We start from the raw sequence: 24,038 nt of genomic DNA on the forward strand, positions 1-24,038 counted from the left end.
AAAAGGCGGGGCGGCGAAAAGCTTTTCGGGCCCATCGACCGAAATCCCCGACGAAAATACCGAATTAATCTCGATTTACCAAGATACGATAGGCGATTGTGCGGTTACAGTTGGGTAAGTGCCTGGCGAATAATGGCTTCGGCAGTGAGTGACGGATTTTCGCGGCAGATCGCCTTGACGACCTTTTCGCAGGCCGATTTCGGATAGCCGAGAATGGTGAGAGCCGATATCGCTTCGTCGATGTTTTCGGTCACTTCGGCGAAGATGCCCGGCGCGGCATCCGACACGGCCGCCACGTTGAGCACTTTGTTTCTCAGGTCGACAATGGCCCGTTCGGCGGTCTTTGCGCCGATCCCCTTGACGCTTTTTAAAGCTCCCACATTACCCGTGGCGATGATCTGTACCATATCCTCCACCCCGTACGACGAGAGCATGATCCGGGCGGTATTGGCCCCGACTCCCGATACGGAGAGCAGCAGGCGGAAGAGTTCGCGCTCTTTCTGCTGGCTGAACCCGAAGAATATCTGGGCGTCTTCGCGTTGGATGTGGTGGATGTAGAGGGTCGTTTCGGTCACCGAGCTAATGGCGGTGTAGGTTTGCAACGAGATTTGGAGCAGGTAGCCGATCCCTGCCGCTTCGATGACGACATAGGTGGGGGTCAGTTCGGCGATTCGGCCTTTGATGTATTCGTACATAAAAGTTGGAGTGAGTGAGCCCGGAACAAAGATAACTTTTTCCCGGAGATTTCGGGAAACCGCGCGGGGAGATGGAATATTTTTACCATATTTGCACCATAAAATCGGAAACTCAATATTTTAACGGGAATGAATAAAATGACACTCAACATCGTATCGTTGGCAGCGGCTTTGACGCTGGGATCGGTTTTCGTCGGCTGCGGAACCTCTTCGAATAAGGGGGATTCGACGACGGGGGCAGCGAATGCGGCGGATTCTGCGCAAACGACTGCGACGACGGACGCGATCGAATATAACGGAAAGATCGTTTACGTACAGATCGACTCCGTTATGAGCGGCTATGGGTTGGCGAAGGATTTGCTGGACGCTCTGGCCGAAAAGAGCAAAAAGGCGCAGAATGAACTGACGGCAAAGGGGCGGAGTCTGGAGCGCGAGATGCGCGACTATCAGGAGAAGGCGCAGAAGGGGTTGATTACGCGGTTCCAGGCACAGGACATCGAAGCGGGATTACAGAAGAAACAGCAGGCGGTGATGGACTATCGGGATCGGAAGATGCAGGAGTTGGCGGAAGAAGAGGCGGTAACGATGAACCGGATCAGCGAGGCGATCATGCAGTATGTGCGGAAATACAATGCAGAGAAGAAATACAGCATGATTATCAGTACGCAGGGTGGGAATACGGTTTTGCTGGCCGATCCGTCGTTGAACATTACGGACGACTTGCTGAAGGGGCTGAATGACGAGTACCGTCTTCAGCTGGATACGATGAAGCAGGCGGCGACGAAGTAGTTCGTTGGTATGACAGAATAGATTGAACGCAATTTTTCGCGACAAGGGCCTCTTTTCACGGGAGGCCTTTTTTGTATGGAGTTATGTAGTATGATGGCTAAGGGTGTGCAGAAGCGGGGAAAATATGCTTTGGGGTTGTCGGAAAATATGCGTTGCTGGCGACAGACGAGGAGGCGGTGAAGGCGGATATCGGGCGATTATACATAATTATTTACCTTTCGAGGCGTTTGTCTTCAGGACTCCCTGTTTTCCTTTCGTTAACATATTCACCGCAGCTTCCTTCGTGTCTATGAAAATAATATCTTTCCCTTTATTGCTCTCATAAATGAAATCCTTCAGCGGTTGGCTTGTATAGTGTGAATAATCACCATATACTGCAATCCTTCCCCCGTAATTTATATATTTCTGCAAGATTTCCCCTGCAATGCCACTGCTGAGGACAAAGAAGTCTTCCGTAATCAACTTTTTATCTATCACGATGTTCTTTGTTTCTACTTCATATTGTGCGGTCATTATATAAGTCAAGTGCCGATTGGGCATCTGTGATGACTATGGAATCACTTTCTACTATTGCGCATGTAATGTGGTTTCTTGTTACCGAACGAAATGTCATATTATATGGCTTATTGGGGCGATAGAGAGACAACTTTCATATTTCTTTATGCCGTGAGAGCGACCACCATCCGGTAGAGGATGTAGAAGCAGAGCAACAGTTTCAGCCCTGTACCGAGCAAAAAACCGATGAAAGTGCCGACAGCAGCTTTCAAGGCTGCGCCGCCCGATTTTTTCGCGTACCACAGTTCGCCCAGAAAGGCGCCCAGTATCATGCCGAACAGCATCCCGATGGGCAGAAAAAACAGGCCGAGAATCATCCCGATAATCGAACCCCAGGTCGCGGCACTGCTGCCTCCGGCGCGTTTCAGGATCAGCGGAGGTAAAAAGTAGTCCGCCAAGAAAACGACCAGACAGACGCCGGTCATAATGAGCATGAAGTTGTCGCTGAAAGGCGTATAGCCGCTCCACCGTCCGATCCAGAGGCTCAGATAGGCCAGCGGTACGCCGGGAAGAGCCGGCACGATCGATCCGATCAGACCGAGCAGCAGAATAATAAAGGCGAGAATAATCAAAAAGAGATCCATAGGGCTAATTCATTGAATGGTTTCGTTGGGCGACCTCATCGGGTGCCGACACGGAAGTATGCGTACGCCGATTCGCTTGTGCGGGTTGTGTCCGGGAATACGGGAATAAAGGTAGGGTATTTTTTGATTTTTGCGTGTATAACACTCCCGTTTATTCCGAGAGGCAACGCAACGGAAGACCGTAGGCGCGGCTGAACGTGAAGCTGGGATCAAGCAGTGTGGGACGAAATTCTAACCATACGCCGTTATGGCCGTTCGTCCATGATGACTGACTGTACCCGTAGCTGCCGACGCTCCACAACGTTCCCTCGCCGCGGTCGCGGTAGCCCGGGGCGGGAAGATGCAATAATCCCTATTCCTCCGCGAACCAACTCGGTGGAATAGGGATTGGCAAACGAAAGCGAGAGGAGAGTACTTCTCCCCGCTAAAAAAGTGTCTACACCAGCCCCGAGAAGCCCATGAAAGCCATGGCCAAAATCCCGGCTACAATCAAAGCGATCGGCACCCCTTTGAATGCTTTCGGCACGTCGGTCAGTTCGAGCTTTTCGCGCAAACCGGCGAACAGTACCAAAGCCAGTGTAAATCCCAAAGCGGTCGCCGCCGAGAAAACCACGCTCTGTGCCAGGTTGAACTCTTTTTGTACCAGCAAAATAGCCACCCCGAGCACGGCACAGTTCGTCGTAATCAAAGGCAGGAAAATCCCCAGCGCCTGATACAAGGCCGGACTCACCTTTTTGAGCACGATTTCCACCATCTGCACCAACGCGGCGATCACCAGAATGAAGACGATGGTCTGCATGTATTCGATCCCCAGCGGAACCAGCACGCCGTATTGCAGGACATAAGCCACCAACGATGCGATGGTCATGACGAAGGTCACGGCCATCCCCATCCCCATCGAGGTGGAGACTTTGTTCGAGACGCCCAGGAACGGGCAGATCCCCAAGAATTGCGCCAGCACGATGTTGTTGACGAAGATCGCGCTGATGATGATTACGAAATATTCCATAGTCGTTTTTCCGAATCAAAGAGAATAAGAGAGCCGCCGATTACCGCAGCCGGGCGGTGAATTTGTTGAAGAGCACGAGGAGGTATCCCAACGCGATAAACGCTCCCGGTGCGAGAACGAAGATCAGGATTCCGTCCGTCCCCGCCGGCAGGAATTTGGCTCCGAACACCGAACCTGCGCCCAACATCTCGCGCACAATCCCCAGCAAGGTCAGCGAGCAGGTGAAGCCCAAACCGATTCCCAGCCCGTCGAGCATCGAGGCGAAAGGCCCGTGTTTCGAGGCGAAGGCTTCGGCCCGCCCCAGAATAATGCAGTTCACCACGATCAGCGGAATAAATACCCCCAAGGTGTTGTACAAATCGGGTACATAAGCCTGCATGACAAGCTGTACGACGGTCACGAACGAAGCGATGATGACGATGAAACTCGGTATCCGCACCTTCGCCGGAATCACGTTTTTCACCAGCGATACCACGATGTTCGACATAATGAGCACGAACATCGTCGCGAGTCCCATACTCATCCCGTTAATGGCCGAGGTGGTCGTTCCCAACGTGGGGCACATCCCCAACAGCAGGACGAATGTCGGATTCTCTTTAATTAACCCTTTGGTAATCAGTTGCAATTTGTTCATGGCTTTCTCTTACCTCCCCTCTTCCTGTTTGTGCTCGTCGTTCGTATAGTTGTGTGTTGCCGTCGCTCCCGAAACGGCTTCTACCGCCTCTTCCGCGGAATCGCCCTGCAAATATCCCTGCAAAACGAGATATGCCCGTTCCACCGCATCAGTAAAGGCTTTCGACGAAATGGTCGATGCCGTGATGGCGTCCACATCTCCCCCGTCCTTCCGCACGGCGAGCCGAAACGATTCCGGATTTTTTCCCTCAAACTGGACGGCGAAGTTCGATTTGGATTTCTGAATCTTATCTCCCAATCCAGGCGTCTCGGCGTGCGAGATGACCGAGATATCCTTAATCGTCCCGTCCGGAAGAAAGCCGACCATCAAGGTCATCAATCCGCCGAATCCCTTTTTCGAGAAGGTTTCGACGGCATACCCTACTGCATTCTCATCCTTGGATGCCGGATAGATTTTCACGATTTTTCCATCGACTTCCACTTCGACAACGTTGTCTGCCGGTCGGTTGTCGAACTCGGGCAGCACTTGTGCGATCGCGTCATTGACTTTCTTTTGCTGTGCCGCTTCGATCGGCTCTTTGGTCAGGAGGTAGATGCCTCCGACTGCGGCGCTGGCCACCAACGTAATGGTACCCAGCACGATCACCATATTCTTGAGTGAACTTTGCATGGCTCTACTTCTTTTTAGCGTTGCTGCCGCCGAAACGACTGGGTTTCGCGTACATATTGATGAGCGGAACGGTGGCGTTCATAATCAGGATGGCGAACGAAATCCCTTCTGGATAAGCCCCCCATACGCGGATCAGGATGGTAATCACGCCAATACCTATGGCAAAAATGGTCTGTCCGCCTTTCGTCATCGGCGAGGTGACGTAGTCGGTGGCCATAAAGATCGCCCCCAGCATCGCCCCGCCTGCAAAAACATGGAACAGCGGGTTGATATATTTGGTCGGGTCAACCAGCCACAGAATAGCTGCGAATACCAGCATACTGCCTAATACGAACACCGGAATGCGCCAGGTAATCACCCGCCGGATCAGGAGATAAATCCCGCCCAGCAGCAGTGCCACGGCTCCGATCTCCCCCATCGATCCGTCCTTAAACCCGAGGAGCATTCCTCCGAGGTCGATATTCGGCATGATTTCGGTCACCGCTGTCCCCGTCTTCAAAGCCTCCTTGACGAAGGCTAGCGGCGTAGCCCCTGTAATGGCATCGACTCCCGGCGTATCCGGAAACAGGGTCATCTGCACCGGAAACGAAATGAGGAGGAATACCCGTCCCACCAAAGCCGGATTGAACAGGTTCCGACCGAGGCCGCCGAACGACATCTTACCGATGCCGATCGCTACCAGCGCGCCGAGCATAATGAGCCACGGCGAGATCGTGGCCGGCAGGTTGAAAGCCAGCAAGGTACCGGTCACCACCGCAGACCAGTCGCCCAACGTGGACGAACGGCCCAGCATGAAGCGGTCGATCAGCCATTCAAACAGCATACAGGAACAGATGGCGATTCCGGTGACGAAAAGGGCCGACCAGCCGTAGACGAATACCGAAAATGCGAATGCCGGCACCAAAGCGATCACCACGTCCCGCATGATCCGCGGGGTGGAAAAGTCCCCGTGAAGATGGGGCGAAGGAGCTACGATTCTATTACTCATGAGGATGAAAATTCTTTATTTGGCCTGCGCCTGTCGGGCACGAATGAGTTTCATGGTTTCCGCTTTTCCCAGACGGATGTAGTCCAGAAGGGGCAAATTCGACGGACAGGTGAACGAACAACAGCCGCATTCGATGCAATCCGCCGTGCGTTCCCGTTCGAGCCGGTCATACCGTCCGAGTCGCGAGAGTTTCGAGATCAGGTACGGCTCCAGGCCCATCGGACAAACGTCCACGCACTTGGCGCAGCTGATGCACGGCATTTCGGTGCCGCGCACCGAAGATTTTTCGTCCATCAGCAGCACGCCCGAAGTCCCTTTGGTAACCGGCGCTTCGATATTGGCCATGGCGCGTCCCATCATCGGCCCCCCGTTGATCACCTTGCCCGTATCCTCAGGCATCCCGCCGCACGCTTCGATGAGCGAGGAGATCGGTGTCCCGATCCGCACCAGCAAGTTCGACGGATGGGCCAGCGATTTCCCCGTAACGGTAACCACCCGGTCTACAATCGGACGCCGTTTCTGTACCGCCTGATACACCGCATAAGTCGTCCCCACATTCTGCACCACTGCTCCGACATCGATCGGCAGCGCGCCGCTCGGCACTTCCCGCTTCATAATAGCCGCGATCAACTGCTTCTCGCCCCCCTGCGGATAGCGCATCTTCAGCGGAACCACGCGAATCCCTTTATGATACGATCCGCCGGCAAGTATATCGTTCAGGTGCTTGATCGCCTCCGGCTTATTGTTTTCGATCCCGATATAGCACTCCTCTACCCCCAACGCCCGCATCAGAATTTCGCACCCCACCAGAAGTTCTTCGCCCCGCTCCATCATCAACCGGTAGTCCGCCGTCAGGTACGGTTCGCACTCTACCCCATTGATAATAAGCGCCTCAGCCACCTTCCCCGGCGGCACCGACAGTTTGACCTGGGTCGGAAACGTAGCGCCCCCCAGCCCTACGATCCCCGCCGCAGCAATCCGTGCGATAATCTCTTTCGGCTCCAGCGTACACTCCTTTATTAAAGTATCCGTCCGGTCGATCTCCGGATTCCATTCGTCTCCTTCCACCGCAATCGTAACGGAAAGCTTCCGCAAATTGGCTCCGTCCGGAACCGTATCCACACTCGTCACCGTTCCCGATACGGAAGAGTGGATATTGGCCGACACGAATCCTGTCGCCGTTCCGATCACATCTCCCACGCGTACTTTATCCCCCTTCTGCACCGTCGCCGTGGCCGGCGCGCCGATATGCTGCCCGAGCGGGATCGTCACCGACGCCGGCACGTCGAATACCCGAATCGCCGCGTCGCGGCTGATTTTATAGTCGTGCGGGTGAACGCCACCCAGTCTGAAAGTCTTAAGCATGTTGTTCGCCTCCTTCCGCAGCCGTTTTGGTTTCCTGAGTTGTCGCAGCCGCCGCTGTGTCCGTTTCCGGTTTGCGCGCCGGGAAGCCGACTTCCACAATCGCTCCCGTCGGACAAACGGCCACGCATTTCCGACACAGCCGACATTTGGCCGAATCGATATAAGCTAAATTATTTTCCAAGGTAATCGCTTCGAACGGGCAGGTTTTCACGCACTTGCCGCAGCCGATACACCCCACGGCGCAAGCCTTCCGCGTAACCGCTCCTTTGTCCTGATTGACGCAATTGACATAAACGCGTCTCCCCTTCAGCCCCTTCTTGCGCAGCTCGATGATGTGCTTCGGGCAAGCCTTCACGCATGCTCCGCAGGCCGTACACTTCTCCTCGTCGACCTCCGGCAGCCCCGTTTCCGGGTTCATGTGGATGGCGTCGAAGTTGCAAACGCGCGTGCAGTCGCCGTTCCCGAGACAGCCGAAAGTACAGCCCGTCTCTCCGCCATACAGCGAAGCCTCGACCGCACACGACCGCGCCCCGTCGAACGTATTGATCCGGGCCCGGTTGCAGAATGTCCCGCCGCATCGCACCACGGCGACCATCGGTTCCTTTTCCGCGACCGCTTTGCCGAGAAATTCCGCGATGGCCTGCATCGTACTCGCCCCGCCTACCGGACAGTAGAGCGACGCAATATCGTCGTTTTTGACCAGCGCTTCGGCCATCCCGCGGCAACCGGGAAATCCGCATCCGCCGCAATTGGCCCCCGGCAGCATCGCTTCGACCTGGTCGATCCGCGGGTCTTCGTACACTTTGAATTTCTGCGCCACGAAGTAGAGCACCACGGCCGCTACCAGACCCAGACCTACCAGAATAACGACGGTCCAGGTGTAAATCAACGTTCCATCCATGTCTAATTATCGTTCGATTTCTTTTTCGATTTCAATGGTCATCTCTCCTTTCAGTTTCGTTCGAAAGAGTCTGACAACCAGGTAATAAATTCCGACGATTCCGAGTGTGACCAATCCGGCGACCGTCTCCCGCACCTCGGTCTGCTGGAAGACCAGCAGGGCGGCCACGATCAGGCAGACCGGAATGAAATAGGCGATTATGACCGCCTTGAATCCCGCCGAACGCCGCATCACCAACGTCACCCGTTCTCCGACCGTATATCCCTGTCCGTCGTTCGCGAGGGTCATCCGTCGTCCGCCGCCTTCCGCCGATCCCCCCTCGCTGCACACGCTCCGGGCCTTGCACGCCGCACACGCCTCCGGGCGGCACACTTCGACCTCGACCTCCGTCTCATCGACGCGGACAATGGTGGCGCTTTGGCGGATGGGTTCCGAGTTTCGATTCATGATTTCCGAATTGCAGTCACAAAATTAATAAGTTTTCGGGGAATCGGGAATTAAAATTCGTCGCAGCCGGTCAAACACGCTGCAAATATAGGCAGATATTTCCGCCGATAATGCGTAACTTTACCCGTTCCTAAACGAAAGATTTACCTTAGTTATATAATGAACAGAGAGTGCGATTTTTTGGTGATCGGTTCCGGCGTGGCCGGGCTGAGCTATGCCTTGAAGGTGGCCGACCGCGGGCGGGTGCTGCTCGTGACCAAAAGCCGGCTGGACGATACCAATACCTATCATGCGCAGGGGGGGATTGCCAGCGTGACCTATGAGCCGGACGATTTCGAACAGCATATCGAAGACACGATGGTTTGCGGTTCGCACAAGAATAATCGGGAGGTGGTGGAGCTGGTGGTGCGGAATGCCCCGCGGCAGATCGAACAGTTGATAGACTGGGGGGTCGATTTCGACCGTAGGGCGGATGATCCGGCGCGGTACGAGCTGGCGCGCGAGGGGGGACATCGGCAGCATCGGATCCTGCACCACAAGGATTATACGGGGGCCGAGGTTGAAAATCGCCTGATCGACCGGGTGCGGGAGCATCCGAATATCGAGATTCTGGAGCAGCATTTCGCGGTCGACCTTTTGACGCAGCATCACTTGGGGAAGCTGGTCAAGCGGTCGATTCCTGGGACGGAGTGTTACGGGGCCTACGTACTGAAACTCGATACGCAGGAGGTTTTCACGGTGCGGGCCAAGGTTACGGTACTGGCCACGGGCGGGACGGGGAACGTCTACCACACGACGACCAATCCGGCCGGGGCGACGGGCGACGGCATCGCGCTGGTGCACCGGGCCAAAGGGATTATCGAGAACATGGAGTTCATCCAGTTCCACCCTACTTCGCTCTACAATCCGGGCGAGCGGCCGTCGTTCTTGATTTCGGAGGCGATTCGCGGCTTCGGGGCGATTCTGCGGACGCAGGACGGCGAGGAGTTCATGCAGAAATACCATCCGATGGGGTCGCTGGCGCCGCGGGACGTGGTGGCTCGGAGCATCGACCATGAGCTCAAGACCAGGGGGGAGGAGTTCGTCTACCTGGATGTGACGCACAAGGATCCGGAACTGACGCGGGATCACTTTCCGAATATCAACAAGAAGTGTCTGTCGATCGGGATCGATATCACGCGGGATTTCATCCCGGTGGTGCCGGCGGCGCACTACTGTTGCGGAGGGGTGAAGGTGGATATGAACGGCGAGACATCCATTAAGCGGCTCTATGCGATCGGCGAGACGGCTTCGACGGGGCTGCACGGAGCGAATCGGCTGGCCTCCAACTCGCTGATTGAGGCGGTGGTCTATGCCGAACAGGCGGCGCGCCATTCGCTGGCGGTACTCGACGGCTTGACGTTGCAGGAGGGGCTGCCGGACTGGGACTACAAAGGGACGTCGCATCCGGAGGAGATGGTGCTCATCACGCAGAGTCTCAAGGAGGTGCAGCAGATTATGTCGAACTATGTGGGGATCGTGCGGTCGAACATCCGGTTGGAGCGGGCGATGCACCGCTTGCAGATCATTTACGAGGAGACGGAGCACCTCTACCGGCGTTCGACGTTGTCGAAGACGTTGTGCGAGTTGCGGAACATGATTGCGGTGGCTTATCTGATCATCAAGCAGGCGCAGCAGCTCAAGGAGAGTGTGGGGCTGCACTTTTCGCTGGACTATCCGATGCTGTCGCGGTTCTGAATGGGTTTCTGCAAAAGCAGCGGCTCGTCTTTTCTACGTGTAAGAGAAAAGGCGAGCCGCTTGTTTTTCTGGCAGTCAGGTCGTCGGACTCGTTATAAAGCCATGATTCGATCAATTACACAACCACCACAACTCTATCTCCTCTGAATATTCTGCTGCTTCCTTGAACTCTTTGGAGTTGAAGTGATAAGTGCCGAGTGCGCTGTGTTCGTTCGTGGTGAACGCTTTCCAAACGATACAATACCCTATTCCCGTTTCTGCGTCGTAATGTCAGGCGTCTTCATCACCGAATTGATCGTTGCCGGAGAGTGTTGCTTGTCCGATTGAACTTCCTATGGTTAATGATTCGGTGTTGATCGCACGAAAATCGATGCTTTGACGGTTCTCCGTATAGAATGCTCCATAAACCTCATTGTCCATCAGGAACGGAATGAAGTATTCGAGGCTTTTTTCACCGGGGATAATTTTTTTATCTGCGATGTTCAGTTGGGTCAATTGAATGACGTCATTGTCTTCTTCTTCGATCCAGATCGGAACGATCAGGCTTTTCGAAATCGGATCGTATACTAAGGGATGAAGGTCTCTTTCCGTGTCGATGTTGATCAAGTTCGATAATCCCAAGGCTTCCTGCAACGAACCGAAGTCGGCTACACTGGTCTGTGCCGCTGTATTCGGATCGATGGAAACCAATGAAAACAAGATTTCGTGATGTTCTTCCTCATTGGTTTTTTGATCGATCAGTGCGTGCAATTGACCGTCGATCAGGCACAGCGAGTAATGGGTGTCTTCCTGGTCGGTCAGTAATCCGACTTTTTCTATGGTTTTCTTGTCGGGGTCTATTCGGTACAGTTCCGATTGTTCTGCAAAGTCGTTCTCGGGATCTTCGAAGCTCTTATTGCAATATATCAGACCACTGGTTGGATCTGCGACCAAAGACTCCCACTGTGCATATTGATTGCCGGGGATGGATATGATTTCGGTCAGTTTTCCCGTTGTTTTGTCGATTTCCCAAAACACAGTGGTGTTACCGTCATCGGACGAGCCGATACCGTAGAGTTTGGCGGCGGCGGAGGGTTCGGCTACGGTAATTTTTCCGAGGGGCATCTCCCGGTCGTCGCGCTTGAGCAGAACGGTCTGTTCGCCCGCCGGAAGTCCCTGCGGGACGATAAAGGTAATTTCGGTGGCAGTCTGTTTGGTGACCGTAGCCTGAATGTCGTCCGTGGCTTTGGTCTGAGCGCGGAACCAAATTTCGTCCGCAGCGGTGAAGCCCGATCCTTTGATAGTTACCGCTGCTCCCGGCGCGAATGTTTCGGTGGCAGGCGGCAAAACGGTGTTTTCGACCAACGACGGGGTCGAGTCTTTTTTACAGCCGTTCAGGGCGACGAGGCCCAAACTCAACAGTACCAGAATTTTTCTCATGGCTTTTTTGTTTGTTTTGGTGAGTAAAAAGGAACGTATACAAACAAAAAGCGTGGGCCTTGAATCTTATTTGCTATCCAGGTATCGCCAAACACCGTGCAACCAAATAAGTAAAGCCCACGTGTCGCCACGTGAGCGTTACCGCTTTACTTTTGGTTGCTTCTAAAATTGGCGATTTTGGATAGCAAAAAGTAAGCTAAACGCTTTTATGTATGTCTTACAAAGAGAGGTTTATCTCATCGGCAAGTGGTTTTGTTATGCCATAAAGATAGTAAAAAATAAAAAAGCAAGGGGTATAAGCCGGGTTCTGTACTTTTCGCGGCGGCACTGCGCGAGTGTGCTTACCCGCTCTGAAAAGCCTCTGCCATTTATCCAGCCCGGCGGTCTCCCGCCGGATCGTCAGCAACCTACCCCCCGACTCGGACGGGCAGCCCTTCGGAAACGCGCGATGCGTCTCGGCGTCGGTGTACATGGTCTTGCAACCCGCAGTTCGTACGGCTGCCGGCGTCGCCGTCGGCACCGGTGGGCTCTTACCCCGCCTTTTCACCCTTACCGCTGTCCTTTACGGATAGCGGCGGTCGTTTTCTGTTACGATCTGCACGAGCTCGCGCCCGTCTGGCAGTTTCACCAGTGCGGTGCCCTGTGTTGCCCGGACTTTCCTCCCCTCCCGATTCACCCGAAAGCGTCGGAAGCAGCGGCAGAGCCCCCTTGCTTCTATTTAATTGAAATTAAACAATTCTTTGCCCTTGCTGGAACCGTACCTTTTCTGAAGAAAAGGTACCCAAAAGACTTTCATGATAGCTACGCTACTCCTTAGGCTCCGCAGTCCTCACGTTTTGCGAGTCTGTTGGGCTGGGTTTTCGGCGAGCGCGCTTAGGGTATTATGCCCAACAATTATTTAGCGCGCTGCGCCGGAAAACCACAGCCCAACGAACTAACCGAGATTTGGGTCTCCGGCAGCTGGAGGATGCGCAAGCATCCGTCTGAAGTTTTTCTGATTCTCTTTGTGAACAAAGAGAACAGTACCGTCCATAGGTTAAGAAAGTTATTTCAAGAAAACCATAATCGCTCCGTATCCGTACTCCGCAAACGAAGCATCCTGATACCGCAACTTCGGATAGTTGCGTTTGAGCTCTTTTTCGATCTCGTACCGCAATTTCCCCTTTCCTACCCCATGGATAAAGACGATCCTTTTTTGTCGGCCTGCTTTGACAGCGCCGTCGAGAGCCACCGTAAAACGCGCCAACTGAGCCTTCAGTATCTCGCCCGGAGCCATTCCGTCCGTCGAGTCGAGAATCGCTTCGGCGTGCAAGTCTACCACCTCCTCGTCTTTCGTCGAAGGCTTGTGCGGAACGGTATTCTCCTTCGGTTTCGGCACCCGCGTCGGAATAACCGGAGCCGCCGTATCGGTCGCCTCATTGGACGACGCTAGCACGAACTCCAAGGCCGCCGCCTCGAAGTAATCGTTTTCGACGAACGAAGCCGCCCGCACGAATTTCAGCGGGTGCAGCTCCAGGTCGAATGCCTCCACAGCCTGCGGCACGAATGCCGTCGGTTTGTACGGCAACAGACTGATGTGCAAGGTCGAAATCTCGGCCAGCTCCGCCCGCCGGTAGAGCTTGATTTGCTGTTTGGAATCCGCTGCCAACGTTCCGCTGGCGATCGTCCGCACGAAAACCCCTCCGCCCCGTTGTTCCCGCCTTGCGATGTTGTAGAAGAGCGTGTAGCTGCTGTCGTTCACCAACCACGCCTCCAGGTCCGCATTTTCGGCCGGTTTATCCGTATCCGCCACCGGAACGAAGAGCAGTTTCACGAGATAATCCGTCACCTCCCACGGTGCCTTTTCCGGCGCTGCCGGCGTGGCATCGACCTCGGTTTCCGCTACGGACGCGGTGAACGACTTCCGGAATTTCGACAGGTCAATCGGCTCGTCGTCTTCGTAATCGTCCGCCAGCGAAACCCGACCGTAATTATTCAACCCCCGCACCGTCGCCCGTTGTTTGCGGTTCGGCGTTTCGCCCGTATGCGCGGCATGGGCCGAGGAGGATAACGGTTTGGGGTCGGACGGGCCGATTTTGACAATCGCCGCATTTTCGGCTTCGATCTCCACCTCCACGATATCGCTGATCAAGGCCGGAATCTCGAATCCGTCTTCCACTTCGACGTAGGCCATGTTTCCCTGTATGGAACGCACGATGCCCACGCCCGTGTCCGATACGAATTTTACCCGGCTGCCTGCTTTAATCATAGTTTATCGCTAAATTTGTGCAAAATTAACGGTTTTGATGGAGAAGGCAATAGCCATTTCGGAATTCGATTATCCGCTGCCGGACGAACGGATCGCCCGTTTTCCGCTGGCGGAGCGGGCGGATTCCAAACTTTTGCTCTACCGCGGGGGGGCGGTCGGCGAAAGCGTTTTTCGGCAGGTCGCCGATTTTCTGCCGGCCGGGGCGACGGTCGTGTTCAACGATACCCGGGTGATTCGGGCTCGGCTTCTGTTCCATAAAGCGACGGGGGCGCGGATCGAAATTTTCTGTCTGGAACCGGCCGAACCGGCGGATTACGAACGGGCGTTTGCGGTGAGGGGCTCTTGTGCGTGGCACTGTATCGTGGGCAACTCCAAAAAGTGGAAAGAGGGGCCTTTGGCGATCAAATACGGCGGGGGAATTTTGTCGGCGGAACGTATGCCCGACTTGTCGGGAGGGGATATTATTCGCTTTAGTTGGAGTTCGGAACATACGTTCGGTCAGCTGCTGGAGCTGCTGGGACGGACTCCGATACCGCCCTACTTGTGTCGCGAGAGCGAGGAGATCGACACGGTGCGTTATCAGACAGTCTATTCGCGGTGGGAAGGGTCGGTGGCGGCGCCGACGGCAGGGCTGCATTTCACGCCGGAGATCATCGAGTCGTTGCCGGAGCGGGGATTTCGGACGGAGCGGGTGACGTTGCATGTCGGGGCGGGGACGTTTCTGCCGGTCAAGGCGGCGGATGCGCGGGAGCATCATATGCACACGGAGGTTTTTCAGGTTGATATAGAAACGCTCGAACGGCTGGCGGCGGCGGTTGGCGGAGCGGGGATCGTAGCGGTGGGGACGACGTCGGTGCGGACGCTGGAGTCGCTGGCGGTGTTGGGCGAGCGAGTTTTGCTCCGGGGAGATGCGGAGCCGGAGCGGGTGGTCGGCCAGTGGGAGGCTTACGAGAACGGGGCTACTGCGGCGAATGCTTCTGCACCTTTGGCGGCATTGGCCGGGTGGATGCAGAAGCGGGGTTTGACGCAGTTGCAGGGGGCGACGGAGATTATGATCGTGCCGGGCTACCGGTGGCGGACGATGCGGGGCCTGATCACCAACTTCCACCAGCCGCAGAGTACGCTGTTGCTCCTGATTTCGGCTTTGGTCGGAGAGCGTTGGCGCGAGATTTACGCATACGCTTTGGATCACGGATTCCGTTTCCTGAGTTACGGGGATTCGTCGTTGTTGTTACCGAACGAAAAGTAAAAATGGAAATAGCATGAAAGAGGTTTTGCTGGTCTTATTGAATGAATATGCCGATTGGGAGAGCGCTTTTTTGGCTGCCGGATTGCGGAGCGGCGGGCGGTATGTACCGCGTGTGGTGGGGCCGACGCGCGAGGCGGTGGGTTCGATCGGCGGTTTCCGGACGTTGCCGGATTACGATTTCGCAACGCTGCCGGAGGAGTACGCTGCGCTGGTGTTGATCGGCGGCACCGGCTGGCAGTCGGCCGAGGCGGAACGGGTGGCGGAGTTGGCGCAGCGTGCGCGGGAGCGGGGGAAGATTGTAGGGGGGATCTGTAATGGGGCTTCGTTTTTGGCGGCTCATGGATTTCTGAACGGAGTGCTGCATACGGGGAATACGGTGGAACAGTTGAAGTTGTGGGGCGGAGAGCGGTATACCAACGAGGCGGGGTTTGTGGAGCGGCAGGCGGTGGCCGACGGAGGGATCGTGACGGCGAACGGGACGGGATATTTGGAGTTTTCTCGTGAGCTGTTGCTATTGCTGGAGGCCGATGCGCCGGAACGGATCGAGGCTGATTACGCTTTCCAAAAAAACGGGCTCTATACCGTCTAATTTGTTATTGATGGTTTCACCGAACGCATTTTTGCCCACTTCGGCTAAGGAGGTGGCTGCGCGCGGGTGGGAAGAATTGGATGTCATTCTTTTCACCGGGGATGCGTATGTCGACCATCCGGCGTTCGGTGCGGCGGTGATCGGGCGGCTGTTGGAGGCCGAGGGCTATCGGGTGGCGATCGTGCCGCAGCCGAACTGGCGGGACGATTTGCGGGATTTCCGGAAGTTGGGCAAGCCGCGCTTGTTTTTCGGCGTGACGGCCGGAGCGATGGACTCGATGGTGAACCACTACACGGCTACGCGGCGTAGGCGGTCGGACGATGCTTACACGCCGGGCGGTCGGGCGGGGCAAAGGCCGGACTACCCGACTTTGGTCTACACGCGGATATTGAAGGAGCTCTATCCGGGGGTGCCGGTCGTTATCGGAGGGATCGAGGCGTCGCTCAGGCGGCTGACCCATTACGATTATTGGGAAGATCGGCTCCGACCGTCGTTTCTGGTGGAGAGCGGGGCGGATCTGTTGACCTACGGAATGGGCGACCGGGTGATGGTCGAACTGGCGCGGCGGATGCACAACGGATTCAACCTCAAACGATTGGCGCGTTTGCCGCAGGTGGCCTATTTATCGGATTCGGTGCCGGAGGGGGCTTTGCAACTACATTCGTATGAGGATTGCGTGAAAAGCCCGGAAAAATTCGGCGAGAACTTTACGAAGATCGAAACCGAATCGAACCGTGTGGAGGCTTCGGTGTTGGCCGAAAAAACAGGGGATAAGTATGTGGTGGTCAATCCGCCCTACCCTTACCTGACGGAGGCCGAGATGGATCACAGTTTCGACCTGCCTTACACGCGGCTGCCCCATCCGCGATATCAGGGGAAGGGGGCGATTGCGGCGTATGAGATGATCAAACACTCGGTCAATCTGCACCGGGGATGTTTCGGTGGGTGCAGCTTTTGCACCATATCGGCGCATCAGGGAAAATTCGTCTCTTCGCGGAGCGAGAGGTCGATTCTGCGGGAGGTGGAACGCATTACGCAGATGGCCGATTTCCGGGGCAACTTGTCGGATATCGGCGGGCCGTCGGCCAATATGTATCGGATGGGAGGGCGGAACAAGGAGTTGTGCGGGCGGTGTACGAGGCCTTCGTGCATCTTTCCGAAAGTCTGTCCGAACCTGGATAACGACCACCGGCCGTTGCTGGAGCTCTACCGGAAGATTCGCGGCGTAAAGGGGGTGAAGCACGCCTATATCGGGAGCGGGATTCGGTACGACCTGTTCGACGGGTCGCCGTACCTGGACGAGGTGGTGAAGTACCACACGAGCGGGCGGTTGAAGGTGGCGCCGGAACATACCTCGGACAAAGTGTTGGGGCTGATGCGGAAGCCGTCGTTCTCGCTTTTCGAGCAGTTGAACGAGCGGTTCCGCGGGATTTGCGAGCGCGAGGGGCTGCCGTACCAGTTGATACCTTACTTTATTTCGAGCCATCCGGGGTGTACGGAGGGCGATATGCGGGAGCTGGCGGAGATCACCAAACGGCTGAATTTTCGCTTGGAACAGGTGCAGGATCTGACGCCGACGCCGATGACCCTGAGTTCGGTGATGTTCTATACGGGGATGAATCCGTATACGGGAGAACGACTCTACGTGGCCCGCACGCGGGAGGAGAAGGAGCGGCAGAAGGCCCATTTTTTCTGGTACAAACGGCCGGCGGCGGTTCGGCAAGAAGGGGGCGTTAAGAAACGAAACGAAAGACCATGGCAGAATACAACAAAAAGGCCGCGGCGGAAGCCCGGCAGATAGCTTCGCGGCGTCAGACCTCGGAGTCGATCACGGCGGTGAGCCAGCAGATGGGGGTGACGCCGCCGCAGGCGGTGGAGCTGGAAGAGGCGGTGCTCGGGGCGCTGATGCTCGAAAAGCATGCGATTCTCGGGATTCAGGAGATTCTGGTGCCCGAGTCGTTCTACCGCGAGGCTCATCAGATTATCTATCAGGCGATTCTTGACCTCTCGGCGCGGATCGAGCCGATCGACCTCTACACCGTCGGGCAGCAGCTTCAGAAAAAGGGGCAGCTGGCGATGGTGGGCGGGCCGGCCTACCTGGCAGAGTTGAGTCAGAAGGTGGGGTCGGCGGCGCACCTGGAGTTTCACGCCAAGATCGTGGCGCAGAAGTATGTCCAGCGGCAGCTGATTTCGGCTTCTACGGAGATTCAGAAACAGTCGTTCGACGACTCGATCGACGTCGATGAGCTGATCAATCAGGCGGAGCAGGCCATCTTCGTGATTGCGGAGGGCAATATCCGGCGCGATGTGCAGAGTGCGCGCGATATCGTGAGCAAGGCGATCCAGAAAATCGAGGAGGCGGCTCAGAAACCGGACGGCCTGAGCGGGATTCCGAGCGGATTCACCGATCTCGACCGACTGACGCTGGGGTGGCAGCCGTCGGACTTGGTGATTATCGCGGCGCGGCCGGCGATGGGGAAGACGGCTTTCGTGCTGACCATGGCGCGCAACATCTCGATCGACTACCAAAAGGCGGTGGCGGTCTTTTCGTTGGAAATGAGTTCGGTGCAGCTGATGACACGTCTGATTATCGGCGAGTCGGGGCTCACGTCGGAGAATATCAAGAACGGCCGACTCTCACCGGACGAGTGGAAACACCTCGAAACGTCGATCAAACCGCTGGCAGCGGCGCAGATGTTTATCGACGACACCCCTGCTCTTTCGATTTACGAGTTCCGTTCGAAGGTGCGGCGGCTCAAGGCGCAGCATAATATCGAGCTGGTGATTATCGACTACTTGCAGCTGATGACGGTGGGGACGACGGATAACCGGGGAAACCGGGAGCAGGAGGTGGCGACGATTTCGCGGACGCTCAAGGCGATTGCCAAGGAGTTGGATGTGCCGATTCTGGCGTTGTCGCAGCTGAGCCGGAATGTCGAAGCACGGGGCGGGACGAAGCGTCCTCAGCTTTCGGACTTGCGCGAGTCGGGGGCGATCGAGCAGGATGCGGATATCGTGGCGTTTATCCACCGGCCGGAGTATTATGGGATGACGATGGACGAGGACGGGCAGCCGACGCAGGGGTTGGCGGAGATTATCGTGGCCAAGCACCGGAACGGGGCGGTGGATACGATTAAACTGCGTTTCCGGAAGGAGCAGGCGAAGTTCGTGGACTGGGACGATACGGGTTTCGGCGGTATCGTGGGCGGCGGAATGGATGGTTACAGTACGATTGCGTCGAGCGGTTTCGAATCGGATTTCGATGCGGGGGGACGTGTGGCCACTTTGGAAGGAGCTGCGGGAGGTGCGGGGCCGATCGATCCGTTTGCCTCGGCGGGCGGCGGGTTCGACAGCGAACCGCCGTTTTAGTGCCCAAAAGACTTGACAAATGGAATGATTCTATGAGTCCATCCTCTACGGAGGGTTGGAACAATAACGATGTAGAATTAAACAGGGGCAAGAATTTCCTACTCCTTGTTTTGCAGATATAACTTATTTTTTAAAGCGATTCTTCTGTATGTTTTCTTGGTATGGGAACGAGAGGCAAACAATACTCTTTATTGACGACTTTGTCTCGCATGGCAGGTTTATCGTTGAAATTGCGCGAAAGATTTCGAATCAACTGGCTGTAATCATCTGTGCCATCCTCTCGCTGATGATAATAGACTTTTACGGAGATGCAATTGCGATGCTCGAATAAGGTATTGAGCAGCGTGCGATCGGAGTTGCCGCACGAATGTCCCATAGTAATTACTTGATACGTCTCGGATTCAATAAAACCCAACAACTGACGGTAATTGCCTGTTTCATGGTAGCGTACAGACTTGATATTTTCGAGAAAGTCATTGTCTTGTAACTTCTCGATTCGTTTGTAATCATCGTCCAACTCGTCGCCATAGCCGAAAATGATCGGGGTACGTTCATTGTTAAGTGCTCCATGAATGTCAATTATCTCATCGGTATCTCTTGCATATAATTGTTTTGCAGTTTGGGTGTAATTGAAATTTAAGATTAAGGTATTGGAAGGTGTGCAATGAATTTCTTGAAAATGCTTGTCGGATAAATGCTTCTTGACATAGTAATTACGCTCTTCGTCCTGTGAATGAAAAAAAAGATAATTTAGATCTTCTTTTTTATCTAATTGAATTGCACCAACTTTATCAAAAGTAGTAATATTGCTCGATATGGAATCGACAAACATTTTTTGTTTTCCGACAGCAACTTCTATCGGATCAATTATACTGTTGAATGCCTCTTGAATAGACGGAAATTGTTTGGTTTGCGTTTTTTGGACTACCTCTGTCAAATAGATTTCAAGGTGCTTTTTTACGGCATCGAACTCTCGGTTCAATGCCCGCACCTTTTCACTCCGAATAACTGTGTCGTCTTCCGCAAGTAACTCTTTCAATTTTCCATAATATTCGTTCTCGATGTCCACCCAGGTATTGAGAGAACAACGACCGGAAATATGTTCGAAGAATTTATTTTTGAAAGTGAGGCGAACCGAACCGTCATACTTCATATTAGTACTATCATTGAATATGGCAACCAGCTCTCGAACCTCATCGTATGGGGTTGAATCTGATTGAGGGTATGATGGCTCCGGCGTTTTATGCAGTTTGTCTCGGAACACCTCGAATAATACAAATTCGTCTTCGTAAGATGATGGATCATTGATTACTCCCCATTTTGTTGCAATCTCACGTTTGTAACCGTTGAATATATGACCGGAAACGTTGATCCAATAGTTGTCTATAAAATCTCTATATCCGGTAGCAAGACCATGTGCCTTGTCAAATCCGTTGCCTATGATGATAATTCTATTCATATCGTAAAAGAAAAATCCTGTAAGACCTTGATCTTACAGGATTTGTTATTGCTTGACCTCATTTTGTCTTTGAGGTTCCGCGGAGAGAGGGGGATTCGAACCCCCGGTACAGATTACTCCGTACGGCAGTTTAGCAAACTGCTGGTTTCAGCCACTCACCCATCTCTCCGGAAAGGCGCTGAAAGCAGGACAAAAGTAGTGCTTTCACTCCTTATTTCCAAATCAAAATCGTCGTGCCGAACGAAAATTATTACTTGCTCACATCGCCCGGCTTGCCGATGCTCTCCCGCATTGAGGTATCTGCCTGAATATTACGGAGCTTATAATAGTCCATAATCCCCAGGTTTCCATTCCGGAATGCTTCGGCGATGGCCATCGGAATGCCTGCTTCGGCTTCGATCACTTTCGCACGAGCTTCCTGTGCCTTCGCCTTCATCTCTTGTTCCAATGCCACGGCCATCGCTCGTTTCTCTTCCGCCCGTGCCTGTGCGATGTTTTTGTCGGCGTTGGCCTGATCCATCTGAAGCACGGCTCCGATATTCCGCCCCACGTCGATATCTGCAATGTCGATGGAGAGGATTTCAAATGCCGTCCCGGCGTCGAGCCCCTTTTCCAATACGACTCGCGAAATAAAATCGGGATTCTCCATCACGCTCTTGTGCGAATCGGATGATCCGATCGAGGAGACGATCCCCTCTCCTACCCGCGCCAGCACGGTCTCTTCGCCTGCTCCGCCGACCAACTGTTTGATGTTGGCCCGCACGGTCACCCGCGCTTTGGCAATCAGCTGAATTCCGTCCTTAGCTACCGCCGTCACCGGAGGGGTGTTGATCACTTTCGGATTCACGGACATTTGCACCGCTTCGAATACGTCCCGTCCCGCCAGATCGATAGCCGTAGCCATCTTGAAATCGAGTGTAATATTGGCCTTTTGTGCCGAAACCAGCGCATGAACGACATTGGCCACATGCCCGCCCGCCAGATAATGCGCCTCCAGTTCGTTCGGATTGAGATGGAGGCCGGCTTTCGTCCCTTCGATCATGGCGGATACGATCGTAGCTGGCGGCACCTTGCGCCAACGCATCAGAACCAGTTGCAACAGGCTGATTCGTACGCCGGAAACCAAGGCGGAGAACCAAAGTCCGACAGGAATGAAGTAAAGAATCAGCCACAGCAGGATAATCGAAACTGCGGCGATGACAATGGCGGTTGTTGAAATTTCCATATGGTTGTTAAATTATTTCACACATGTGTGGCGGGAGGTCAAAGCGGTCGGACGACGAGGCTGGCGTTGTCGTATCCGATTACGATCACTTCGCGCCGCGGATCGACGTAACTGTCCAACGATTTCGCTTCGAAAATCGTGTCGCCGATCTGTACTTTTCCCATCGGCGCCAAACGGGTCAATGTATAGCCCTGTACGCCCACTTCCACCTGTTTTTCGATCTCGACCGGTTGGACTTGCGATTCGATGTTGGTTTTCAGCGCAACCCGATTCCATGTCTTCGGCCGTAAAAACAGCAAGGTCAATATGCTCAAACAGAGGACAATAATTCCGATAACGATGAATCCGGTCACCACTCCTCCCCCCGCGAAAGCCCATGTCGCAGCGCTCACCAGGCAGACGAATGCTCCCACTGCCGCCAGCGTGATGCCCGGCAGGAGAACCAATTCCGCGACGAACAGCAATAGGCCGAGCAGAATCAGAAGGGTGATCCAGAGTGTCATAAGGTCACGATTTTCATTTTGATATTCGGTTGATCGCCCAACGCGCCGATCAGTGCTTCCGCCTCTTTCCGCGTGGCGAATGCTCCGATGGTGTAGGCCACGTCATTCCCGACCGTACTCCGCACAATGGTCGTTCCGGTCGCCCGCGCCTTGACGATCTCACGAATTGCGGTCGAGAGGCGTTGTTCGGCCGGAATAATTTCGATATGGAATCTCCCCTGTCGTCCCGCCGCGGCAGAAGCCGTACTATTATTATCCTCTCCACCGCCGGCAGTGCTCTTTGTCGCTTCGAGCGCCTTGGCTTTCGCCGGTGTCGTGATTTTTCCGTCGGCATAAGCCACGACCGTAGCCCGGAATCCCCCTCGAACCATCTGTGCCGCAGCTGCACTGGCCGCCGCATAGGTGTCGAAACCGCCTGCCATATAACGCCATTGTCCGTTGGTCGCCTTTTGCGACATGACCGGTGTCATGCCTTTGAAAACGTCGATGCTTTTCGGCGCGGTGGCGTAGTTGGCGATTTGCACCGTGTAGTAAATCCCCGTCTTCGGCACATGCAGCGTCGGAATATCCGCGACGGTCGTATAATTCCGACTTTCTCCCTCCCCGGCCTTGGTGATCGGTGCGTAGACGACCAAACTCCGCGGTTCGAAGCGAATGTCCCGGTAGGTCATCTCTTCCGCCAGCTTCTCGGCGGAGTATTTTCCCCGCTCCGTCGCTAACGAGTCCCGCGCCGCAGTCAACTCTAAAGCCTCTGCCATCGCAATTTCGTAATCGAGCATCAGTTGCTTTTGCAACGGGTAGGTCGCCACCAGAGGCGCCAACTGCTCGCCGGCCCACCCCTCGGCTCGCCGCACCTGTCGGCTCTCTCGGTCGAGCTGTTCGAGCTGTAACCGGTCGAGAGTGCCTATCTGATCGACCAATACCGGATAGTTGTCCCGTTTCCGGTCGTAAATCACCAGCCAAAGCCGCTCCATCAAGGCATCGACCTGTTCGATCTGTTCTTTGAGCTCGCCGGAACGCCTCCACAAACTGTCGATCGTCTCCTCGTCGCTCGCTGCCTCGTACTGCCGTTTCACGGTCAAGAGCTGGTCGTACAGGCTCAAAACCAACCGGTTGATTTTCATGACTTCCGGTTCGATTCGCGGGCTCAATCCGAAGAGTGTCCGGTCGTTCCGACTCAGGTTTTCAACGAAAAACGGGTTGTCGAACAATGTCCGTTCGCCCGTGACAACACTCGTCTCCGCCTCTCCCTCGTTATCCATGTGTTCGATCAGGTAGGTCTGCTCCATCGCCGCCACCCGGGCCGCCACCTTGCCGATCTTGCTCCGTACGTCGAAGAGTTCGCTCTCCAGTCGCACGATCTCTCCCCCGACCCGCTCCCGATCGCTCCCCTCTTCAAAGAGCCGCCGATTCTGCTCGATCAACGATAGGGTAGAATCCTCGCAAGCCTTCAACATCTCCTGCTCCCGCAGCAAGCGGGTATATTCCGCATTCTCCGCCAATCCCGCCATCCGCACCTCCTGGGCACACGCCATCCCCGTTCCCGCCAGCCAACACCAGCCGAAACATACGATACGGTATGAAATCTTTTTTATCATCGGTTG

Annotated in this window: 23 protein-coding genes, 1 tRNA gene and 1 other RNA gene; 6 read left to right on the top strand and 19 right to left on the bottom strand. The window is 54.9% G+C overall.

Going from position 1 to position 24,038, the window contains the following annotated elements:
* Nucleotides 1-104 precede the first annotated feature (104 nt).
* Nucleotides 105-695: a Holliday junction branch migration protein RuvA gene (gene ruvA / locus QZ302_RS00650; protein ID WP_294591353.1), complete on the bottom strand. Its 591-nt coding sequence runs from the start codon at nucleotides 693-695 to the stop codon at nucleotides 105-107.
* 129 nt (nucleotides 696-824) lie between these two features.
* On the opposite strand from ruvA, the gene QZ302_RS00655 reads away from it, so the two are divergent.
* A complete protein-coding gene (locus QZ302_RS00655) occupies nucleotides 825-1,484 on the top strand; it encodes an OmpH family outer membrane protein (protein ID WP_294591355.1) in 660 nt (219 codons plus the stop codon).
* Nucleotides 1,485-1,691: 207 nt separating this feature from the next.
* Here QZ302_RS00655 and QZ302_RS00660 read toward each other — a convergent pair whose 3' ends face one another.
* The 10 genes from QZ302_RS00660 to QZ302_RS00705 all read right to left on the bottom strand — a co-directional run bounded on the left by QZ302_RS00660 (nucleotide 1,692) and on the right by QZ302_RS00705 (nucleotide 8,636).
* Entirely contained in the window at nucleotides 1,692-1,997 is a 306-nt protein-coding gene (locus QZ302_RS00660) for a DUF4180 domain-containing protein (protein ID WP_294591357.1), read from the bottom strand.
* A 146-nt stretch (nucleotides 1,998-2,143) separates the two neighbouring features.
* Nucleotides 2,144-2,623, bottom strand: coding sequence for a DUF456 domain-containing protein (locus QZ302_RS00665; protein WP_294591359.1), 480 nt, complete (start codon nucleotides 2,621-2,623; stop codon nucleotides 2,144-2,146).
* Between the two features lie 151 nt (nucleotides 2,624-2,774).
* Nucleotides 2,775-2,969: a hypothetical protein gene (locus QZ302_RS00670; protein WP_294591361.1), complete on the bottom strand. Its 195-nt coding sequence runs from the start codon at nucleotides 2,967-2,969 to the stop codon at nucleotides 2,775-2,777.
* Nucleotides 2,970-3,059: 90 nt separating this feature from the next.
* Nucleotides 3,060-3,632: an electron transport complex subunit RsxA gene (gene rsxA, locus QZ302_RS00675; RefSeq protein ID WP_294591363.1), complete on the bottom strand. Its 573-nt coding sequence runs from the start codon at nucleotides 3,630-3,632 to the stop codon at nucleotides 3,060-3,062.
* A gap of 40 nt (nucleotides 3,633-3,672) precedes the next feature.
* Nucleotides 3,673-4,266: an electron transport complex subunit E gene (locus tag QZ302_RS00680; RefSeq protein ID WP_294591364.1), complete on the bottom strand. Its 594-nt coding sequence runs from the start codon at nucleotides 4,264-4,266 to the stop codon at nucleotides 3,673-3,675.
* A gap of 9 nt (nucleotides 4,267-4,275) precedes the next feature.
* Complete coding sequence (locus QZ302_RS00685) at nucleotides 4,276-4,935, bottom strand: RnfABCDGE type electron transport complex subunit G (protein ID WP_294591366.1); 660 nt, start codon at nucleotides 4,933-4,935, stop codon at nucleotides 4,276-4,278.
* A 4-nt stretch (nucleotides 4,936-4,939) separates the two neighbouring features.
* Nucleotides 4,940-5,923 carry an RnfABCDGE type electron transport complex subunit D gene (locus tag QZ302_RS00690; RefSeq protein ID WP_294591368.1) on the bottom strand — a complete coding sequence of 328 codons (984 nt, stop codon included), beginning with the start codon at nucleotides 5,921-5,923 and terminating at the stop codon, nucleotides 4,940-4,942.
* Between the two features lie 15 nt (nucleotides 5,924-5,938).
* Complete coding sequence (rsxC, locus tag QZ302_RS00695; RefSeq protein WP_294591370.1) at nucleotides 5,939-7,288, bottom strand: electron transport complex subunit RsxC; 1,350 nt, start codon at nucleotides 7,286-7,288, stop codon at nucleotides 5,939-5,941.
* Nucleotides 7,281-8,189: a Fe-S cluster domain-containing protein gene (locus tag QZ302_RS00700; RefSeq protein WP_294591372.1), complete on the bottom strand. Its 909-nt coding sequence runs from the start codon at nucleotides 8,187-8,189 to the stop codon at nucleotides 7,281-7,283. Before QZ302_RS00700 ends, rsxC begins: the two co-directional genes overlap by 8 nt.
* A gap of 6 nt (nucleotides 8,190-8,195) precedes the next feature.
* A complete protein-coding gene (locus tag QZ302_RS00705; protein WP_294591374.1) occupies nucleotides 8,196-8,636 on the bottom strand; it encodes a SoxR reducing system RseC family protein in 441 nt (146 codons plus the stop codon).
* 159 nt (nucleotides 8,637-8,795) lie between these two features.
* On the opposite strand from QZ302_RS00705, the gene nadB reads away from it, so the two are divergent.
* Nucleotides 8,796-10,373 carry an L-aspartate oxidase gene (gene nadB, locus QZ302_RS00710; protein ID WP_294591376.1) on the top strand — a complete coding sequence of 526 codons (1,578 nt, stop codon included), beginning with the start codon at nucleotides 8,796-8,798 and terminating at the stop codon, nucleotides 10,371-10,373.
* A 270-nt stretch (nucleotides 10,374-10,643) separates the two neighbouring features.
* Here the strand turns inward: nadB and QZ302_RS00715 are convergent, their stop codons facing one another.
* From QZ302_RS00715 to QZ302_RS00725, 3 genes are all read right to left on the bottom strand, one after another.
* On the bottom strand, nucleotides 10,644-11,792 hold the full coding sequence (locus QZ302_RS00715; protein ID WP_294591378.1) for a DUF4784 family protein: 1,149 nt from the start codon (nucleotides 11,790-11,792) through the stop codon (nucleotides 10,644-10,646).
* Nucleotides 11,793-12,072: 280 nt separating this feature from the next.
* Nucleotides 12,073-12,506: RNase P RNA component class A (gene rnpB, locus QZ302_RS00720), an RNA gene on the bottom strand.
* A 331-nt stretch (nucleotides 12,507-12,837) separates the two neighbouring features.
* The gene (locus tag QZ302_RS00725; protein WP_294591380.1) at nucleotides 12,838-14,040 is read right to left on the bottom strand and encodes a DUF2027 domain-containing protein; all 1,203 of its coding nucleotides are present in this window, start codon (nucleotides 14,038-14,040) and stop codon (nucleotides 12,838-12,840) included.
* 37 nt (nucleotides 14,041-14,077) lie between these two features.
* On the opposite strand from QZ302_RS00725, the gene QZ302_RS00730 reads away from it, so the two are divergent.
* Genes QZ302_RS00730 through dnaB form a run of 4 tightly spaced genes read left to right on the top strand, consistent with a single transcriptional unit; the run spans nucleotide 14,078 to nucleotide 19,247 of the window.
* Nucleotides 14,078-15,289, top strand: coding sequence for an S-adenosylmethionine:tRNA ribosyltransferase-isomerase (locus QZ302_RS00730; RefSeq protein WP_294591383.1), 1,212 nt, complete (start codon nucleotides 14,078-14,080; stop codon nucleotides 15,287-15,289).
* Nucleotides 15,290-15,302: 13 nt separating this feature from the next.
* The gene (locus QZ302_RS00735; RefSeq protein ID WP_294591385.1) at nucleotides 15,303-15,878 is read left to right on the top strand and encodes a DJ-1/PfpI family protein; all 576 of its coding nucleotides are present in this window, start codon (nucleotides 15,303-15,305) and stop codon (nucleotides 15,876-15,878) included.
* Nucleotides 15,879-15,888: 10 nt separating this feature from the next.
* Complete coding sequence (locus tag QZ302_RS00740; protein WP_294591387.1) at nucleotides 15,889-17,679, top strand: YgiQ family radical SAM protein; 1,791 nt, start codon at nucleotides 15,889-15,891, stop codon at nucleotides 17,677-17,679.
* 47 nt (nucleotides 17,680-17,726) lie between these two features.
* Nucleotides 17,727-19,247, top strand: a complete 1,521-nt coding sequence (gene dnaB / locus QZ302_RS00745) for a replicative DNA helicase (protein WP_294591429.1) — start codon at nucleotides 17,727-17,729, stop codon at nucleotides 19,245-19,247.
* 130 nt (nucleotides 19,248-19,377) lie between these two features.
* Here dnaB and QZ302_RS00750 read toward each other — a convergent pair whose 3' ends face one another.
* From QZ302_RS00750 to QZ302_RS00770, 5 genes are all read right to left on the bottom strand, one after another.
* The gene (locus tag QZ302_RS00750) at nucleotides 19,378-20,706 is read right to left on the bottom strand and encodes an AbiH family protein (RefSeq protein WP_294591389.1); all 1,329 of its coding nucleotides are present in this window, start codon (nucleotides 20,704-20,706) and stop codon (nucleotides 19,378-19,380) included.
* A gap of 80 nt (nucleotides 20,707-20,786) precedes the next feature.
* Nucleotides 20,787-20,875 (bottom strand) — tRNA-Ser (locus QZ302_RS00755).
* A gap of 81 nt (nucleotides 20,876-20,956) precedes the next feature.
* Entirely contained in the window at nucleotides 20,957-21,931 is a 975-nt protein-coding gene (gene floA / locus QZ302_RS00760) for a flotillin-like protein FloA (protein WP_294591391.1), read from the bottom strand.
* A gap of 38 nt (nucleotides 21,932-21,969) precedes the next feature.
* A complete protein-coding gene (locus QZ302_RS00765) occupies nucleotides 21,970-22,434 on the bottom strand; it encodes an NfeD family protein (RefSeq protein ID WP_294591393.1) in 465 nt (154 codons plus the stop codon).
* Entirely contained in the window at nucleotides 22,431-24,032 is a 1,602-nt protein-coding gene (locus tag QZ302_RS00770; RefSeq protein WP_294591395.1) for a hypothetical protein, read from the bottom strand. Before QZ302_RS00770 ends, QZ302_RS00765 begins: the two co-directional genes overlap by 4 nt.
* Nucleotides 24,033-24,038: the final 6 nt, after the last annotated feature.

Origin of the sequence: uncultured Rikenella sp. (assembly GCF_910579375.1) — a bacterium.
GTDB lineage: Bacteria > Bacteroidota > Bacteroidia > Bacteroidales > Rikenellaceae > Rikenella.

What these genes read in the sequence shown, in the direction of transcription:
- QZ302_RS00770 (WP_294591395.1), bottom strand. Translation starts at nt 24,032, where the DNA reads ATGATAAAAAAGATTTCATACCGTATCGTATGTTTCGGCTGGTGTTGG.
- QZ302_RS00735 (WP_294591385.1), top strand. Translation starts at nt 15,303, where the DNA reads ATGAAAGAGGTTTTGCTGGTCTTATTGAATGAATATGCCGATTGGGAG.
- QZ302_RS00725 (WP_294591380.1), bottom strand. Translation starts at nt 14,040, where the DNA reads ATGATTAAAGCAGGCAGCCGGGTAAAATTCGTATCGGACACGGGCGTG.
- QZ302_RS00680 (WP_294591364.1), bottom strand. Translation starts at nt 4,266, where the DNA reads ATGAACAAATTGCAACTGATTACCAAAGGGTTAATTAAAGAGAATCCG.
- rsxA (WP_294591363.1), bottom strand. Translation starts at nt 3,632, where the DNA reads ATGGAATATTTCGTAATCATCATCAGCGCGATCTTCGTCAACAACATC.
- QZ302_RS00765 (WP_294591393.1), bottom strand. Translation starts at nt 22,434, where the DNA reads ATGACACTCTGGATCACCCTTCTGATTCTGCTCGGCCTATTGCTGTTC.
- QZ302_RS00730 (WP_294591383.1), top strand. Translation starts at nt 14,078, where the DNA reads ATGGAGAAGGCAATAGCCATTTCGGAATTCGATTATCCGCTGCCGGAC.
- QZ302_RS00700 (WP_294591372.1), bottom strand. Translation starts at nt 8,189, where the DNA reads ATGGATGGAACGTTGATTTACACCTGGACCGTCGTTATTCTGGTAGGT.
- rsxC (WP_294591370.1), bottom strand. Translation starts at nt 7,288, where the DNA reads ATGCTTAAGACTTTCAGACTGGGTGGCGTTCACCCGCACGACTATAAA.
- floA (WP_294591391.1), bottom strand. Translation starts at nt 21,931, where the DNA reads ATGGAAATTTCAACAACCGCCATTGTCATCGCCGCAGTTTCGATTATC.
- QZ302_RS00750 (WP_294591389.1), bottom strand. Translation starts at nt 20,706, where the DNA reads ATGAATAGAATTATCATCATAGGCAACGGATTTGACAAGGCACATGGT.
- QZ302_RS00665 (WP_294591359.1), bottom strand. Translation starts at nt 2,623, where the DNA reads ATGGATCTCTTTTTGATTATTCTCGCCTTTATTATTCTGCTGCTCGGT.
- nadB (WP_294591376.1), top strand. Translation starts at nt 8,796, where the DNA reads ATGAACAGAGAGTGCGATTTTTTGGTGATCGGTTCCGGCGTGGCCGGG.
- QZ302_RS00660 (WP_294591357.1), bottom strand. Translation starts at nt 1,997, where the DNA reads ATGACCGCACAATATGAAGTAGAAACAAAGAACATCGTGATAGATAAA.
- QZ302_RS00690 (WP_294591368.1), bottom strand. Translation starts at nt 5,923, where the DNA reads ATGAGTAATAGAATCGTAGCTCCTTCGCCCCATCTTCACGGGGACTTT.
- QZ302_RS00715 (WP_294591378.1), bottom strand. Translation starts at nt 11,792, where the DNA reads ATGAGAAAAATTCTGGTACTGTTGAGTTTGGGCCTCGTCGCCCTGAAC.
- dnaB (WP_294591429.1), top strand. Translation starts at nt 17,727, where the DNA reads ATGGGGGTGACGCCGCCGCAGGCGGTGGAGCTGGAAGAGGCGGTGCTC.
- ruvA (WP_294591353.1), bottom strand. Translation starts at nt 695, where the DNA reads ATGTACGAATACATCAAAGGCCGAATCGCCGAACTGACCCCCACCTAT.
- QZ302_RS00740 (WP_294591387.1), top strand. Translation starts at nt 15,889, where the DNA reads ATGGTTTCACCGAACGCATTTTTGCCCACTTCGGCTAAGGAGGTGGCT.
- QZ302_RS00655 (WP_294591355.1), top strand. Translation starts at nt 825, where the DNA reads ATGAATAAAATGACACTCAACATCGTATCGTTGGCAGCGGCTTTGACG.
- QZ302_RS00685 (WP_294591366.1), bottom strand. Translation starts at nt 4,935, where the DNA reads ATGCAAAGTTCACTCAAGAATATGGTGATCGTGCTGGGTACCATTACG.
- QZ302_RS00705 (WP_294591374.1), bottom strand. Translation starts at nt 8,636, where the DNA reads ATGAATCGAAACTCGGAACCCATCCGCCAAAGCGCCACCATTGTCCGC.